The following is a 15,757-nucleotide window of genomic DNA, read 5'->3' on the forward strand; positions in this document are numbered from 1 at the left end:
GTCTGCTTCACTGGGGGCATGACAGCGCATGAAGGTGAACCACACGGTGCCGGTCTCGGTCAGCGACTGAACTGGCTGCGTGCGGGAGTTCTCGGAGCGAACGACGGCATCGTCTCGGTCGCCTCCCTCGTGGTCGGGGTCGCCGGTGCCACGACCGACAACGCGGCGCTCCTCACGGCGGGTATCGCCGGCCTGGTCGGCGGAGCGATCTCCATGGCCCTCGGGGAGTACGTCTCGGTGAGCAGTCAGCGAGACAGCGAACGCGCCCTCATCGCGAAAGAGCGCGAGGAACTGCGCACGATGCCCGCTGTGGAGCTCGACGAACTCACGCAGCTCTATCGCGAGAGGGGGCTCTCGGACGAGACGGCGCGACAGGTGGCCGAAGAGCTCACCGCGCACGATGCCCTCGCCGCGCACCTGGAGGTCGAACTCGGCATCGACCAGGACGACCTCGTCAATCCCTGGCATGCGGCGATGTCGTCGGCGATCGCTTTCACCCTCGGCGCGCTATTGCCCTTGCTCGCCATCCTCCTTCCGCCGCCGGAGTGGCGGGTTCCGGTGACCTTCGTCGCCGTCCTCCTCGCCCTGGCCGTCACGGGAACACTGTCCGCGAAGATCGGAGGTTCGGCGCCCGTGCGAGCATCGGTCCGACTGGTGATCGGTGGTGGGCTCGCCCTGGCGGCGACCTGGCTCATCGGCACGCTTCTCGGCACGACGGGCGTCGTCTAGAGAAAGCGCGAAGAGAAACAGCGAAGGGCGGATGCCGAAGCACCCGCCCTTCGTGAAACGTTCCGAGGATCAGTTCGACATGAAGCCGACGAGCAGTCCGCCCGTGACCTTCACTGCGAGGTTGTAGATTCCCGCGACGACGGCGCCGAGCACCGTGAAGACGATGAGGTTCAGGATCGCGACAACCGCCGCGAACGCCATCACCTGCGGAAGTCCGACGACCTCGGAGAGCACGAACGTGTTGTCGGTGATGCCGAGCAGGAAGCTCTCCGCCGTGGTCATGATCCCCGTCGCCTGGAAGACCAGGAAGATGAGGAAGAACGAGACCATCGTGACGACCGCGAGGGCCACCGCTCCGAGGAACGAGAGCTTCACGGCCGACCAGAAGTCCACGTAGACCAGTCGGAGGCGTACCTGCTTGCCGCTCGTCTTGCGGGTCGACTTCTTCGCCAGCTTGTCGGCCACTGTGCTCATGCGTCTGTATCCTCGGGGGTCGGTGTCGTCTCGGGGGCCTGGGTCTCGGCATCCTCCGCATCCGCCTCGTCTTCGGCGAGGCCACGCTCACCGTTACGGGCGATGGCGAGGATGCGATCGGCCTCCGTCGTACGGGCGAACACCACTCCCATGGTGTCTCGACCCTTGGCGGGGACCTCGGCCACGGCAGAGCGTACCACCTTGCCGCTGGAGAGAACCACCAAGACCTCGTCGTCCTCGGAGACGATCAGACCACCCGCGAGAGTGCCCCGATCGTCGTTGAGCTTGGCGACCTTGATGCCTGTTCCGCCGCGTCCCTGCACCCGATACTCCTCCACCGCGGTGCGCTTCGCGTAGCCTCCGTCGGTCACGACGAAGACGAACTTGCCCGGCGCTGCGACGGATGCCGAGAGCAGGCAGTCCTCGTCGATCTTGAACTTCATGCCGCGGACACCGGCCGTCGCCCGACCCATCGGCCGCAGGGCCTCATCGGTCGCCTCGAAGCGCACCGACATGCCGCGGCGGCTGATGAGGAGGATGTCGTCCTCGGCGTTCACGAGCAATGCGCTGACGAGCTCGTCCTCGTCGTTCAGACGGATCGCGATGACGCCGCCCTGGCGGTTGGTGTCATACGCCTCGAGTCGCGTCTTCTTGACGAGGCCCTCACGGGTCGCCAGCACCAGGTAGTCGGCCACCTGGTAGTCGCGGATGTCGAGCACCTGGGCGATGTTCTCGTCCGGCTGCAGGGCGAGCAGGTTCGCGACGTGCATGCCCTTCGCGTCGCGTCCGGCCTCGGGCACCTCGTAGGTCTTCGCGCGGTAGACGCGCCCCTTGTCGGTGAAGAACAGCAGCCAGTGGTGCGTGGTCGTCACGAAGAAGTGCTCGACGATGTCGTTCGCGCGCAACTGCGCACCCTTGACGCCCTTGCCGCCACGGTGCTGAGAACGGTAGTTGTCGCTGCGCGTGCGCTTGATGTACCCCTCGCGCGTGACGGTGACGACCATCTCCTCTTCGGCGATGAGGTCTTCCATCGAGACATCACCGTCGAAGCCGTGCAGGATGTGCGTGCGACGCTCGTCGCCGAAGCGGTCGACGATGCCCGTCAGTTCTTCGCGGATGATCGTGCGCTGACGACCCTCGTCGGCCAGGATCGCCTTGTAATCGGTGATCTGCGCTTCGAGCTCGTTCGCCTGATCGATGATCTTCTGACGCTCGAGAGCCGCAAGACGGCGCAGCTGCATCTGCAGGATCGCGTCGGCCTGGATCTCGTCGATGTCGAGGAGCTTCTGGAGTCCCTCGTTCGCATCCGCCGTGGTCTGCGAGCGGCGGATGAGCGCGATGACCTCGTCGAGGGCGTCGAGCGCCTTCAGATATCCGCGCAGGATGTGCATGCGCTTCTCGGCCTCGCGCAGACGGAACTCGGTGCGGCGGACGATCACGTCGATCTGGTGGGAGATCCAGTGCGTGATGAAACCGTCGATCGCGAGGGTGCGCGGCACGCCGTCGACGATCGCGAGCATGTTCGCGCCGAAGTTCTCCTGCAGCTGCGTGTGCTTGTAGAGGTTGTTCAGCACGACCTTCGCGACCGCGTCGCGCTTGAGCACGACGACCAGACGCTGACCCGTGCGGTCCGAGGACTCATCGCGGATGTCGGCGATACCGGTGATCTTGCCGTCACGGGCGAGGTCGCCGATCTTCACCGCCACGTTGTCGGGGTTCACCTGGTACGGCAGCTCGGTGATGACGAGGCAGGTGCGGCCCTGGATCTCCTCGACGTTGACGACCGCGCGCATCGTGATCGAGCCGCGACCCGTGCGGTACGCCTCGTGGATGCCCTTGGTGCCGAGGATCTGCGCACCGGTCGGGAAGTCGGGACCGGGAACGCGCTGGATAAGACCTTCGAGCAGCTCCTCACGGGAGATGCCGGGGTTGTCGAGTGCCCAGAGCGCCGCATCGGACACCTCGCGCAGGTTGTGCGGGGGGATGTTCGTGGCCATGCCGACCGCGATACCGACCGAGCCGTTGACGAGCAGGTTCGGGAAGCGGGCCGGGAGGACCGTCGGCTCCTGCGTCTGGCCGTCGTAGTTGTCGGTGAAGTCGACGGTGTCTTCTTCGATGTCGCGCACCATCTCGAGCGCGAGCGGGGCCATCTTGGTCTCGGTGTATCGCGGGGCTGCCGCGCCCATGTTGCCCGGGGACCCGAAGTTGCCCTGGCCGAGAGCCAGCGGATACCGCAGCGACCACGGCTGCACCAGTCGCACGAGGGCGTCGTAGATCGCCGAGTCGCCGTGCGGGTGGTACTGGCCCATGACCTCGCCCACCACACGGGCGCACTTCGAGAACGACTTGTCGGGGCGGAAGCCGCCGTCGTACATGCCGTAGATCACGCGGCGGTGCACGGGCTTGAGCCCGTCGCGCACGTCGGGGAGCGCGCGCCCCACGATGACGGCCATCGCGTAGTCGAGGTAGCTGCGCTGCATCTCCGACTGCAGGTCGACCTGATCGATCTTGCCGTGATCGTGTTCCGGCTCGGTGCGTTCTTCGTCAGTCATGAATCAATCTCTCTGTCACACATCTGGTCTGAGCCCGCGAGCATCAGATGTCGAGGAAGCGGACGTCCTTGGCGTTGCGCTGGATGAAGCTGCGTCGGGACTCGACGTCCTCGCCCATCAGCACGCTGAAGATCTCGTCGGCCGCGGCCGCATCCTCGATGGTGATCTGCTGCAGGGTGCGCGTGGTGTGATCCATCGTCGTCTCCCACAGCTCCTTCGGGTTCATCTCACCGAGACCCTTGTACCGCTGGATGCCGGCGTCCTTCGGGATCCGCTTGCCGTTGTCGATGCCGTGCTTGAGCAGGGCATCGCGCTCGGCGTCGCTGAACACGTACTCGTGCGCGGAGTTGGACCACTTCAGGCGGTACAGCGGCGGCATCGCGAGGTACACAAAGCCGGCCTCGATCAGACCGCGCATGTAGCGGAAGAGCAGCGTCAGCAGCAGCGTCGTGATGTGCTGGCCATCGACGTCGGCATCGGCCATCAGCACGATCTTGTGATAGCGCGCCTTCTCGATGTCGAACTCTTCGCCGATGCCCGTGCCGAAGGCCTGGATCATCGCCTGGACTTCCTTGTTGCCCAGGGCCTTGTCGAGACGCGCACGCTCGACGTTGAGGATCTTCCCTCGCAGCGCCAGGATCGCCTGCGTGTGCGGGTCGCGACCCTGCACCGCGGAGCCACCGGCCGAGTCACCCTCCACCAGGAAGATCTCGCTGATGGACGGGTCCTTGCTCGTGCAGTCCTTGAGCTTGTCCGGCATGGCGGCCGACTCGAAGACGCTCTTGCGGCGGGCGGTCTCGCGCGCCTTGCGGGCGGCGAGGCGAGCGGTCGCGGCGTCGATCGCCTTGCGGATGACGTTCTTCGCCTGGTTCGGGTTGCGCTCGAACCAGTCCCCGAGCTGATCGCCGACGACCTTCTGAACGAAAGCCTTCGCCTCGGTGTTGCCGAGCTTGGTCTTCGTCTGGCCCTCGAACTGCGGTTCGCCGAGCTTGATCGAGATGACCGCCGTCAGGCCCTCGCGCACGTCGTCGCCGGAGAGGTTGTCGTCCTTCTCCTTGAGCAGGTTGTTCGCGCGGGCGTACTTGTTGACCAGGGTGGTCAGCGCCGCGCGGAAGCCCTCCTCATGCGTTCCACCCTCGTGGGTGTTGATCGTGTTCGCATAGGTGAAGACGTTCTCGGTGTACGACGTGGTCCACTGCATCGCGACCTCGAGCGAGATCTTGCGCTCGGTGTCCTCCGATTCGAACGCGATGATCTCGTCGTTGACGACTTCGGCGTGACGCACCTTGTTGAGGTATTCGACGTAGTCGACGAGACCCCGTTCGTAGAAGAACACGTCGCCGGGCTGCTTGGTGACGGTGGCCCCGTCTTCCTCCACCTCGTAGGCGGAGGACTCCCGCTCGTCGCGCAGCTCGATGCGAAGGCCCTTGTTGAGGAATGCCATCTGCTGGAACCGCGTGCGGAGGGTGTCGTACTCGAACTCGATCGTCTCGGTGAAGATCGAGGCGTCCGGCCAGAACGTGATGCTCGTTCCGGTCTCTTCGGTCGCTTCGCCCTTCTCGAGCTTCTGCTGGGGGATACCGCCGTCGGCGAAGCTGTGCCGCCAGACGAAGCCCTTCTGCTTGACCTCGACGTCGAAGCGCGTCGACAGCGCGTTCACGACGGAGGAGCCGACACCGTGCAGACCACCGGAGACGGCGTAGGCACCACCGCCGAACTTTCCACCGGCGTGCAGGATGGTGAGCACGACCTCGACCGTCGACTTGTTGGGGTCCGACGAGTGCGGGTCGACCGGGATGCCGCGACCGTTGTCGACGACGCGCACACCGCCATCCGCGAGCATCGTCACGAAGATCGTGTCGGCGTAACCGGCCAGTGCCTCATCGACGGAGTTGTCGACGATCTCGTAGACCAGGTGGTGGAGTCCTCGAGGCCCGGTGGACCCGATGTACATGCCGGGGCGCTTGCGCACGGCTTCGAGGCCTTCGAGGATCTGGATCGAATCCGCACCGTACTCACCCGGCTGCTTCGCCTTGGGTGCGATGGTGCCCTCGGTTGCGGGGGTTCCCCCGGTGTTCGATTCCGTCTCGTCAGCAGGGGATTCAGGCGTCATCAGAGGGCATTCTCCACATCGATATCACGAACTCCCATTCTAGCGGAGTTTCATCGGGAAATGCCGCTCAACGGCCGTGTGTGGGCCTCTGAGCCTTTCGACCCCCTCGCGTGGTGCCCTACCCGTAGGTATCGCGCGGGCCCCGTCCTGGAACGGCTCTGGGACCCCATTTCCACGAGGGAACGTCCGGTCCGATGAAGCGGAGGTTCTCGACGCCCGCATCGGGATACCGTCGGCCGATCTCGGTGAGAATCGTCGCCCGCATGAACTGCAGGTTCTTCGCCCACGCGGTCGAGTCGCACTTCACGGTGAGCAGGCCGCGCTCCAGGGAGACGGGTTCGGAGTGCTTCGCGGTGTCTGCGCCTGCGAGATCAGCCCATTGGCGCACGAGATCTTCTCGGGCGAGGGTGATCTGCCAGCCGGAGTCACGACTCAGCTTGTCGAGCACCGCACCGAGCGCGCCGGGGTCTCGCCCGGGCGTGAAGGGTGCGTTGTCGTCGTCGGTCGCGATGCGTCGCTTGCGTTTCCAGCTCTTGGAACTCGGCTGCAGCCCGCGCAGCCGCAGATAGGTGCCGATCGTCTCGGGAACATCGGCCACCGGAGGGGGAGTGTCCGGAGTCGGTGCCGAGGGGCTCGAAGCGGACGGATGGCGTGCCGCGTCAGTCATCCGTCGCCTCCCGCTCGTCGCTGATGGTTCCGGCGCTGATCCGTACCACGTGGGCATGCAGCACCTCGGGGATATCCTCCTCCACCGCTGCCGTGACCACCACTTGCTCATAACCGGCGGTCAAGGCCGCCAACCGCTGACGCCGATCGGCGTCGAGTTCTGCGAAGACGTCGTCGAGGATGAGCACCGGATCGCCGGCGGGAGATTCGCTGCGGAGCAGCTCGGCCGACGCGAGCCGCAGGGCGAGAGCCACCGACCACGATTCCCCGTGGGAGGCGTATCCCTTGACCGGGAGGTCGCGGACCCGCAGCACCAGGTCGTCTCGGTGCGGCCCGGTGAGGGTCAGTCCGCGATCGAGTTCTTTCGATCGCTTCGCCGCAAGGGATGCGCGGAACACCTCGGCGATACGAATCGGATCGGTGAGTCTGTCTGCGGACGGCCCCGTCTCGGCACCTTCCGATCCCTCTTCCCCCTCTTCGGGGTCTCCGCCGCCCACCGAGAGCGCCCATTCCAGCTGGGGACGATGATCTGCACCGGCGATCGCCTCGTAGGCATCGGCCACGGGCTGCTGCAGATCCGCCGCCAGGCGCTGACGGGCGGTGATGATCTCCGATCCGAGGGAGACCAGCTTGTCGTCCCAGACGTCCAGAGTGCTCAGACCTTCGCCGCGAACGCCGCGAGCACGCGCCGACTTCAGCAGCGCATTGCGCTGCTTCAGGACGCGGTCGTAGTCGGCGAGCACAGCTGCGAGCCTCGGCGTGCGCTGGATGAGGAGCTGATCCGTGAAGCGGCGCCGAGCTGAGGGGTCCCCCCTCACGATCTGCAGGTCTTCCGGAGCGAACAGCACGACGTGCGCGTAGCGGGGGAGTTCGTTCGGCTTCGACGGCGATCCGTTGATGCGAGCCTTGTTCGATCCCTGCCTGTTCACCTGGATCTCGGCGAGCACGCGACGCTCTCCGTGCGACAGTCGGGCACGGATCACCGCGAACTCCTGGCCATCGCGGACCATCGGCGCATCAGATGACACCCGGTGCGAACCGAGCGTGGCGAGGAACACCACGGCTTCGGCCAGATTCGTCTTTCCCTGACCGTTGCGCCCGACAAGCACGTTGGGTCCGCGGTGGAGGGTGAGTTCAGCGGTCGCGTAATTGCGGAAATCGACCAGACTCAGGTGCTCCACAATCACGGAGTCAGCCTACCTTCGGGGTCTGACAGTCCGTATTTCCCGGGGAACGTTCCGGGTATGGAGGAAGCGGAGAAGATCAGCGCAGGAGGAGGTTCGGCTGAAGCAGGTACTTGAACGAGTCGAGACCCGCCTGGTCGACCGAGGTCTGGCTCGTGATGAGCACGGGGCTCAGCTTGTTGGCGTTGTCGCTCGACGTGAACGTGACGCGCACGAACTCGCTCTTGACGGCGCCGAGAGCCTCGATCAGGTACTGCGGGTTCAGGCCCAGCGTGACCTCATCGCCGCCGGAGAGGATCGCGTCGACCGACTCGGATGCACGTGCGTGGTCTCCGCCGGAGGCGTCCATCGTCACGCTGTCGTTCGAGAACGTGAAACGCAGGGGAGCAGCACGATCGAGCACGAGTGAGACTCGGCGAACAGCCTCGACGAGGTCTGCGGTGTTCACGACCGCGTAGTGGTCGGTCTGCTCGGGGAACAGTCGGCGTACAGGCGGGAAGTTGCCCTTGATCAGGAGAGAAGTGACGGTCTTGTTGCCCGCGGTGAAGGCGATGATCTCTCGGTCGCCCGCTCCGGAGAACGCCACCTGGATCGTGCCGGCGTGTCCGAAGGTCTTGCCGACCTCGAGCAGAGTGCGGGCAGGGACCAGGGCGGTGGCTTCGACGGCCTCGCCGTCCCACGGCACATCCCGCAGCGAGACGCGGTAACGGTCGGTCGCGACGAGGCTCAGCGTGTGTCCCGAGACCTCGAGCTGCACACCCGTGAGCACAGGAGTCACGTCGTCACGCGACGCGGCGAATCCGACCTGGGCGATCGCCGTGCCGAAGTCGTCGGCCGGGACCACACCGGACGAACCGGTCACCTCGGGGATCGAGGGGTATTCCTCGACGGGCATGGCTGCGAGGGTGAATCGTGCGGAGCCGCAGGTGACCGCGATGCCCCCGTCTTCCTCGACGGCGATCTCGATCGGAGCGTTCGGAAGTCGGCTGGCGATGTCCGAGAGGAGCCGGCCGTGCACCAGGATCGTTCCCGGGGTCTCGACCGTCGCCTCGATGGTGGTGCGGGCGGAAGCCTCGTAGTCGAATGCCGAGAGCGTCAGACCGGAACCATCGGCTTCGATCAGGACGCCGGCGAGGATCGGCTGAGGATTGCGCTGCGGCAGAAGCTTGACGACGAACGAGACAGCCTCGCTGAAGACATCGCGGTTGACCTGAAACCTCACGGGTGCTCCCTTGTCGTCGAACTGTGACGCGTTGTCGTCGGCCCTGCCGGTGCAGGGCTTCCCATGCTAGCCCCACAGTCCGGCGTATCCCTACGCCGAGGTTCCTGTCATTCGGTCGACCGGTTGTCCCCACCGTCTGGTGATCGGATCGCGCCTTGAATGACTTAACTCCTTAACGGTGTTAACAGCTGTGGATACTGTGGATAACTCGGTGGATAGCAGTGGCGAGTAGGGAACTACACAGTTGTCAGTTGTGGAAACCCTGAGGAATCCGCGGGTTCCGGGCTTTCCGGTCGGTGATGGCCCTCCCCGAGTTATCCACAGGTTTGGGTGATCAGCCCACATTCGTCCCGATCGAATCCACGGTCATCCACAAGTTATCCACATGTGCATAGAGGCATCTATCGGACGATCAGAATCCCTGTCGGGCTCACAAAAAAGGGGAGGACGGCACCGGTTCAGGTGCTGTCCTCCCCTTTTCTCGGAGACGCGGCGTGTCAGCGTCGTCCGAGCTGCGTGGTGATCTCGGTGACCTGGTTGTAGATGGAGCGGCGCTCCTTCATGAGCTCGCTGATCTTCTTGTACGCGTACATGACCGTGGTGTGGTCGCGGTTGCCGAACAGCTGTCCGATCTTCGGCAGGGAGAGACTGGTCCGCTCGCGACACAGGTACATCGCGATCTGGCGGGCGGTCGCGATCTGCTGCGACCGGCTGGAGCCGTAGAGGTCGTCGACCGTGAGCTTGAAGTACTGTGCAGTCGCCGTGATGATGTCGGTCGGCGAGATGATGTTGTCCTCGGCCGTGTCGATGATGTCGCGGAGCACGGTCTGCGCCAGGGAGATGTCGAGAGCGGAGCGGTTCAGGCTCGCGAAGGCCGACACCCGGATGAGTGCGCCCTCCAGTTCCCGGATGTTCGATGACACCACGGTCGCGATGTACTCGAGTACCTCGTCGGGAATATGGAGGGCCTCGCTCTGCGCCTTCTTCCGGAGGATCGCGATACGCGTCTCGAGGTCGGGCGCCTGCACATCGGTGATCAGACCCCACTCGAAGCGGCTGCGCATACGGTCCTCGAACCCGGTCAGGTGCTTCGGGGCCACGTCGCTGGTGATCACGACCTGCTTGTTGTGATCGTGCAGCGTGTTGAAGGTGTGGAAGAAGGCTTCCTGCGTCTCGGCGCGTCCCTGCAGGAACTGGATGTCGTCGATCAGGAGGATGTCGACGTCGCGGTAGCGCGCCTGGAACGCGGCGCCGCGGTTGTTCGCGATCGAGTTGATGAAGTCGTTCGTGAACTCCTCGCTCGAGACGTAGCGGACCTTGACCCCTGCGTAGAGGGATTGCGCGTAGTCGCCGATGGCGTGAAGGAGGTGGGTCTTCCCGAGACCGGAGTCTCCGTAGATGAAGAGGGGGTTGTAGGCCTTGGCCGGCGCTTCGGCGACCGCGACGGCGGCGGCGTGGGCGAAGCGGTTGGACTGTCCGATCACGAAGTTGTCGAAGGTGTACTTCGGATTCAGCCGCGATTCGTGGCGCAGCTGGGTCGGCTGTTCCATCGGGGATTCGACACGCACCTGCTCGTGGCGCCCGAAGTCGCCGACCGCGATCGGCGCCGTCTGCTGCTCTGCCAGCTCGTGGTTGACGACGACGCGGTAGGACGTGACCTCTTCGCCGATGTGCGAGAGGGCCTCCATGATCGGCAGGCGCAGGCGCTTGTTGATCTGCGCCGCGGTGAGATCGTTCGGCACTTCCAGATACAGCGTCGCCGACATCACTCCTGCCGGGACGGCGAGACTGAGGAAGCCCTGCAGCTGAGGTGTGACCCGATCGTCGTCGACCAGAAGCTCCTGCACCGTGGTCCAGATGGGGACGTCGGGCTGGGCAGGTGATGACATGACGCTCCGGACGAGTGATCGAGGCGGGGTCGACGTGCCGTGTCCCCTGTGGATAACTTAGGATGCCACGGTAGTCATCCCGGCTGTGAACGGCAACCTGCCCTTGAAAACACGCGTGCGTGTTGCAGCTGCCGGCCGACCCGGGGTTGTGGATAATGGCTGTGCGGTTCGTACCGGATGACCCCCAGAGGAGCGCGCAGATTTGCTCTGCGCGCCGGTAAGACGTACCCTTACTTGGTTGACTTATGCCATTTTTGGCAGTACCCCATGTCTCCGGTCGAAGTGAACCCGGTGGCAGCATTCCCGGAGTGATTCCATGAGCAAGCGCACCTTCCAGCCCAACAACCGTCGTCGCGCCAAGAAGCACGGCTTCCGTGCCCGCATGCGTACGCGTGCAGGCCGCGGCATCCTCGCTGCACGCCGCGCGAAGGGCCGCACCGAGCTCTCTGCGTAGTCCGCTGTGCTCGCCCGCCCGTATCGGCTGACCCGCGGGAGCGACTATCGTCTGGTCGTTCGTCGCGGTTCCCGTTGTGGCGGGGCGCGCGTCATCACCTCGATGCTGACGACGGGCGAGAGCAGAGCCGCAAGGTTCGGATTCATCATCAGCAAGCAGGTAGGCACCGCTGTGGTGCGCAACACCGTGCGTCGTCGGCTCAAAGCCGTGTGCGCGGAGGCGCTCCCGGGTGTTCCCGAGGGCACGGATGTCGTCATCCGTGCCCTTCCTGCGTCTGCCACGGCCTCCTTCGCGGAGCTTCGAGCCGATGTCGAACGCTGCTTGGGCAGACTGACGCCGGCTCCTGCCGCGGTGTCGGCATGACCGCGCTTCCAGCCTCGTCTGTCGGGACCGCGCAGTTGCACGCGCAGGACCTGATCCGCAGCATCCCGGTGATCCCGCGCAATCTCGTGCTGGGATTCCTCACCGCGTATCGCAAGGTCATCTCCCCGATGTACGGAGATGTCTGTGCGTACTATCCCAGCTGTTCCGCCTACGCTGTAGGTGCGGTGCAGCAGCACGGTGCAGTGAAGGGAGCAGCGCTCTCGGCATGGCGCATCCTCCGCTGCAACCCCTGGACTACCGGCGGCGTCGATGATGTCCGTCCGCACGACCACTTCCGTTACGACCTGACTGCACACGGTTTCGTCGTCCCTTCCCGAAAGGACTGATCGGTGGGTCTTGACCTTCTGCTCGCCAGTGCGACTCCCAGCCCCGAACCCGCGGCAGGTGGGTTCGATCTGATCGGCACCATCCTGTGGCCGCTCAAGTGGGTCGTCGAGCTCATCCTCGTCGCCTGGCACTGGCTGTTCACCGCCGTCGGGCTTCCTGCGGCATCCGGCATCACCTGGGTGCTGTCGATCGTCGGACTCGTCGTCGTGGTCCGTGCCGCTCTGATCCCGCTTTTCGTGAAGCAGATCAAGAGTCAGCGAAAGATGATGGAAATTGCTCCTGAACTGCGAAAAGTTCAGGAGAAGTACCGCGGCAAGAAGGATCAGCTCTCTCGCGAGGCCATGAGCCGCGAGACCATGGCGCTGTACAAGAAGCACGGCACGACACCGATGTCGAGCTGTCTGCCTCTGCTGGTGCAGATGCCGATCTTCTTCTCGCTGTACAGCGTGCTGAGCGATGTGAGCAAGCATGCGAAGGCAGGTGGTGGTGGCGTCGGGCTCCTGAGCCCGGAGCTGACGAAGGAGTTCTACGACGCCACGCTGTTCGGCGTCGCCTCGCTGCACGAGAACCTCGGCAATGCGATCGATGCGAAGAACACCACGGCGATCGTCATCCTGGTCACGCTCGTCGTCCTCATGATCGCTTCGCAGTTCTTCACACAGCTGCAGATCATCTCGAAGAACCTGTCGCCCGAGGCCAAGACCGGCCAGGCGTACCAGATGCAGAAGATCATGCTCTACGTGCTGCCGCTGGGCTTCATCTTCTCCGGTGTCTTCTTCCCGCTGGGCGTCGTCGTGTACTGGTTCATCTCGAACCTCTGGACCATGGGCCAGCAGTTCCTCGTCATCCGCGAGATGCCGACACCCGGTTCAGAAGCCGCCAAGGCTCGCGAGGAGCGCCTCGCCCGCAAGGGTAAGGCCATCGATTCCTCGGGCAAGGTCGTCCCGATGGCCGCTTATGAGGCGGAGCAGCAGCGTCTGCTCGAAGAGGCCGAGAAGGCCAAGGCGGAAGCACCGAAGCGTCAGCAGCCGGTCGGCAAGAAGCGCGCGAAGAAGAAGGGGAGCGGTTCATGAGCGAGACCATGACCGACAGCACCGAGCCCACCGTGGCTCAGCTCGAGAACGAAGGCGACGTCGCTGCGGACTATCTCGAGGAACTCCTCGATATCGCGGACATCGATGGCGACTTGAATCTCGACGTTCGTCAGGGCCGCGCTTATGTCTCGGTCGAGGCCGAGGGAGATGCATTGGCGTTGCTCTCCGCCCCTGATACGGTGCAGGCGCTGCAGGAACTGACGCGTCTCGCGGTGCAGAGCAAGACCGGGTCGTTCTCTCGACTGATCCTCGACATCGCCGGCTCCCGCGACACCCGTCGCCGTCAGTTGGAGACGTTGGTCGATGCCGCCGCCGCGAAGCTCGACGAGGGCTCGTCCCAGGCGTCCCTGCCTTCGATGTCGAGTTACGAGCGCAAGCTCGTGCATGACATCGCTGCCGAACGGGGTCTGGTCTCCGAGTCCTACGGTGAGGGTGCCGACCGCCACACGGTTCTTCGCCGTCGTTGATGTTTCACGTGAAACATCGTTCCGGGGGCAGGTATGAGTGAGCTTGAGCAGGAACCCTCGGTCGCTTCCGATCTCTTCGGAGACCGCATCGATGTGGCACGTTCGTTCACCTCTGCTCTCGCTCGCGAGGGGGAAGAGCGGGGCCTCATCGGTCCACTCGAGCTCCCACGGCTATGGACGCGTCACATCCTCAACAGCGTGATCGCTGCTCCCCTCTTTCACGGTTCCGTCGCTGATATCGGCTCTGGTGCCGGACTTCCTGGCCTGGTGCTCGCGATCGCGCGCCCGGACGTGCAATGGACTCTTGTTGAACCGATGGAGCGACGCGTCACCTGGCTCAACGAGCAGGTCGATGGACTGGAGCTCTCGAACGTGACCGTTCTTCGATCGCGTGCGGAGGATGTACGTCCTGCGGAAGGCTTTGATGTCGTGACTGCTCGCGCCGTCAGCGCACTGCGCACCCTGGTTCCGTTGACTGCTCCGCTGGTTCGAGATGGCGGCGAACTCGCTCTCCTCAAGGGAATGAACGCGCCGAATGAGATCGAGGCGGCCCAGAAGCAGATCAAGAAGTTCCGTCTGACGGATGTGAGGGTCGAGGTCTTGGGGGAGGGTATCCTCCCCGAAACCACCCGGGTGGTTCGCGCGCGCGTTCGCTAGGGCCGTCCAGTTCCACAGATAGGCGGGGTGTTTCACGTGAAACGCCCCGCTTTTCTGTGTAGTGCTGTCGGGGCCCGTTTGCCTCGCGCCGGAGTGTCGGCTTTGGACGTGATGAACTGTCGGGCGCCTGTTTTCCGTAGAGGCCGGACGACCCGGGGATGCGGTCGGGCTCCCGACGGAGGATCCTGGTGGGAGCGGGCCAAGCATGCCGGTGCTCCGTCCTCGCTATGTCTGTCTGGGGGAAAGCGGGGCTTGGGCGCCGCTCGACGCGGAGATCGCTGAAGTGCCGCCCATTACGCGGCGCACTTCTTCGTCGAGCAGACTAGAGGAGATGTTTCACGTGAAACACGGTGGATAGACGCACCTCGTGGCGCAGCCTCTCGTAGTGGTCCTGTGTCTCTGGGTGCTCGACTGGGCGCAATGACGACGTTGTGGGGAATAGCCATCGCGGATTGTCGTCGCTGGAGTTGTCACGGGCTGTCAGCGTGATGGCTTGTGGGTGTGGCTTGTGGGCGTGGGCGTGGCAGATGCGCACCAAGAAGCATGGTGCGCAGGCTTGCTGCCGGCGGGGACCGGGTGATGCCGAACACGCTTGCTGCCTGGTTTCACGTGAAACGCTGACGTCGCGTCCAGGCGCGAGATCGACGGCTCAAGCTCCACCGAGTCCCCCTTGACGGAGCGAGCACTATGTCGACCCCACCTTCGTGGATGCCCATCTGCCACGGTCACGGTTCTCGATGGCTTTGGAAGGGTGTTTCACGTGAAACATGACCGCCTATTCGTCCGCTATCCCGCGTAGAGTCCGTTCTCCCACCAGAACCGCGCGAGCGACATTGATCTGGAGAGGCGCGGATAGTGGGGTGGGGGAGGGAGGTGGCCACTGTCTTTTGCTTGCGAGACGTACCCCTCCAAGGGTCAACGTCTTCCATGTGCGTCTCATCTCTCTGCGTTTCACCTATGTGCGCCTGACCTTTTGGCCACCGAGCGCCGGTGTTACGGATTGCGGCCTCTCTTGTGAAGGGGGGCTCCCTGTAGATCTGCGACTCGCCGCAAGACTGGGACTTCCTGTGGAGAGTGGTCTTCGCGGGGAAGCGCGATCTGGTCGCCGCTTCCCGCTCCGAGGTGCGGGGATTCGCGTGGTTGTCCCCCCAACGCATGGTCAGGTGTGGATGCACTTCCTCCAGGAATCACTGCGCTGGTATTAGTGTCCGATCTCGTCCGTGCAGCCCTTCTTCACTCATGTTTCACGTGAAACGGTTCGAGGTACCGTGGTTGCGCCGCGGGCAGTCATATCGAGGTACGTCCTTACGAGGCTGATCGGCAGCAGTGGGGCTCGCGCGGTGTGCGTGAGTCCCGCGCCCCGGCGCAAGCGGCTTTCTCCGTGAGCGCAGTACGGACGAGTTGATGTGAGGAAGAACGCCGCTCTGCGCCAGGCCCTGTAAACCTTCGGTTCAGGCGCATAGCTCGGTCAGCGCGGCTAGGAGAGTGCGGCTCAGGTATTGCGGCTAGGGGTGCGGTCAAGGGAATGTAGTTCAGGGAGTGCGC

The 15,757-nt window shown here is 64.3% G+C and carries 13 protein-coding genes and 1 pseudogene; 7 read left to right on the top strand and 7 right to left on the bottom strand.

What is annotated here, in order from left to right; all coding sequences use genetic code 11:
* The first annotated feature begins 18 nt into the window (after positions 1 to 18).
* Complete coding sequence (locus tag GLO27_RS11365) at positions 19 to 729, top strand: VIT family protein (protein ID WP_021201379.1); 711 nt, start codon at positions 19 to 21, stop codon at positions 727 to 729.
* Positions 730 to 798: 69 nt separating this feature from the next.
* On the opposite strand, the gene GLO27_RS11370 is transcribed toward GLO27_RS11365, so the two are convergent.
* The 7 genes from GLO27_RS11370 to dnaA form a co-directional block, all read right to left on the bottom strand.
* Positions 799 to 1,203: a DUF3566 domain-containing protein gene (locus GLO27_RS11370; RefSeq protein ID WP_017829919.1), complete on the bottom strand. Its 405-nt coding sequence runs from the start codon at positions 1,201 to 1,203 to the stop codon at positions 799 to 801.
* On the bottom strand, positions 1,200 to 3,755 hold the full coding sequence (gene gyrA / locus GLO27_RS11375) for a DNA gyrase subunit A (protein WP_021201380.1): 2,556 nt from the start codon (positions 3,753 to 3,755) through the stop codon (positions 1,200 to 1,202). Before gyrA ends, GLO27_RS11370 begins: the two co-directional genes overlap by 4 nt.
* A 43-nt stretch (positions 3,756 to 3,798) precedes the next feature.
* On the bottom strand, positions 3,799 to 5,868 hold the full coding sequence (gene gyrB / locus GLO27_RS11380; RefSeq protein ID WP_021201381.1) for a DNA topoisomerase (ATP-hydrolyzing) subunit B: 2,070 nt from the start codon (positions 5,866 to 5,868) through the stop codon (positions 3,799 to 3,801).
* Between the two features lie 118 nt (positions 5,869 to 5,986).
* The gene (locus GLO27_RS11385; RefSeq protein ID WP_200861077.1) at positions 5,987 to 6,535 is read right to left on the bottom strand and encodes a DciA family protein; all 549 of its coding nucleotides are present in this window, start codon (positions 6,533 to 6,535) and stop codon (positions 5,987 to 5,989) included.
* A complete protein-coding gene (gene recF / locus GLO27_RS11390; protein ID WP_167254967.1) occupies positions 6,528 to 7,721 on the bottom strand; it encodes a DNA replication/repair protein RecF in 1,194 nt (397 codons plus the stop codon). Before recF ends, GLO27_RS11385 begins: the two co-directional genes overlap by 8 nt.
* A 76-nt stretch (positions 7,722 to 7,797) precedes the next feature.
* Complete coding sequence (gene dnaN / locus GLO27_RS11395; protein ID WP_021201384.1) at positions 7,798 to 8,940, bottom strand: DNA polymerase III subunit beta; 1,143 nt, start codon at positions 8,938 to 8,940, stop codon at positions 7,798 to 7,800.
* A 497-nt stretch (positions 8,941 to 9,437) separates the two neighbouring features.
* Positions 9,438 to 10,829 carry a chromosomal replication initiator protein DnaA gene (gene dnaA / locus GLO27_RS11400; protein ID WP_017829913.1) on the bottom strand — a complete coding sequence of 464 codons (1,392 nt, stop codon included), beginning with the start codon at positions 10,827 to 10,829 and terminating at the stop codon, positions 9,438 to 9,440.
* A gap of 316 nt (positions 10,830 to 11,145) precedes the next feature.
* Here dnaA and rpmH point away from each other — a divergent pair, with 316 nt between their 5' ends.
* The 6 genes and pseudogenes from rpmH (at position 11,146) to rsmG (ending at position 14,212) form a co-directional block, all read left to right on the top strand.
* On the top strand, positions 11,146 to 11,283 hold the full coding sequence (gene rpmH, locus GLO27_RS11405; RefSeq protein ID WP_013584598.1) for a 50S ribosomal protein L34: 138 nt from the start codon (positions 11,146 to 11,148) through the stop codon (positions 11,281 to 11,283).
* A 6-nt stretch (positions 11,284 to 11,289) separates the two neighbouring features.
* Positions 11,290 to 11,646 carry a ribonuclease P protein component gene (rnpA, locus tag GLO27_RS11410; protein ID WP_021201385.1) on the top strand — a complete coding sequence of 119 codons (357 nt, stop codon included), beginning with the start codon at positions 11,290 to 11,292 and terminating at the stop codon, positions 11,644 to 11,646.
* On the top strand, positions 11,643 to 11,993 hold the full coding sequence (gene yidD / locus GLO27_RS11415; RefSeq protein WP_029259463.1) for a membrane protein insertion efficiency factor YidD: 351 nt from the start codon (positions 11,643 to 11,645) through the stop codon (positions 11,991 to 11,993). The genes rnpA and yidD overlap by 4 nt, the downstream gene beginning before the upstream one ends.
* Positions 11,994 to 11,996: 3 nt before the next feature.
* Complete coding sequence (gene yidC, locus GLO27_RS11420) at positions 11,997 to 13,067, top strand: membrane protein insertase YidC (RefSeq protein WP_167254969.1); 1,071 nt, start codon at positions 11,997 to 11,999, stop codon at positions 13,065 to 13,067.
* Positions 13,064 to 13,555, top strand: coding sequence for a R3H domain-containing nucleic acid-binding protein (locus tag GLO27_RS11425; protein ID WP_021201388.1), 492 nt, complete (start codon positions 13,064 to 13,066; stop codon positions 13,553 to 13,555). Before yidC ends, GLO27_RS11425 begins: the two co-directional genes overlap by 4 nt.
* Positions 13,521 to 14,212: pseudogene (rsmG, locus tag GLO27_RS11430) on the top strand (16S rRNA (guanine(527)-N(7))-methyltransferase RsmG). The gene GLO27_RS11425 and the pseudogene rsmG overlap by 35 nt, the downstream one beginning before the upstream one ends.
* The last annotated feature ends 1,545 nt before the right edge of the window (positions 14,213 to 15,757 follow it).

It is taken from the genome of Microbacterium sp. Be9, assembly GCF_011754135.1.
Lineage (GTDB): Bacteria > Actinomycetota > Actinomycetes > Actinomycetales > Microbacteriaceae > Microbacterium > Microbacterium maritypicum_A.

Bases quoted from the DNA above. Each gene is read 5' to 3' on its own strand.
- gyrB (WP_021201381.1), bottom strand. From the start codon at position 5,868: ATGACGCCTGAATCCCCTGCTGACGAGACGGAATCGAACACCGGGGGA.
- yidD (WP_029259463.1), top strand. From the start codon at position 11,643: ATGACCGCGCTTCCAGCCTCGTCTGTCGGGACCGCGCAGTTGCACGCG.
- GLO27_RS11385 (WP_200861077.1), bottom strand. From the start codon at position 6,535: ATGACTGACGCGGCACGCCATCCGTCCGCTTCGAGCCCCTCGGCACCG.
- GLO27_RS11425 (WP_021201388.1), top strand. From the start codon at position 13,064: ATGAGCGAGACCATGACCGACAGCACCGAGCCCACCGTGGCTCAGCTC.
- gyrA (WP_021201380.1), bottom strand. From the start codon at position 3,755: ATGACTGACGAAGAACGCACCGAGCCGGAACACGATCACGGCAAGATC.
- rpmH (WP_013584598.1), top strand. From the start codon at position 11,146: ATGAGCAAGCGCACCTTCCAGCCCAACAACCGTCGTCGCGCCAAGAAG.
- GLO27_RS11370 (WP_017829919.1), bottom strand. From the start codon at position 1,203: ATGAGCACAGTGGCCGACAAGCTGGCGAAGAAGTCGACCCGCAAGACG.
- GLO27_RS11365 (WP_021201379.1), top strand. From the start codon at position 19: ATGACAGCGCATGAAGGTGAACCACACGGTGCCGGTCTCGGTCAGCGA.
- dnaA (WP_017829913.1), bottom strand. From the start codon at position 10,829: ATGTCATCACCTGCCCAGCCCGACGTCCCCATCTGGACCACGGTGCAG.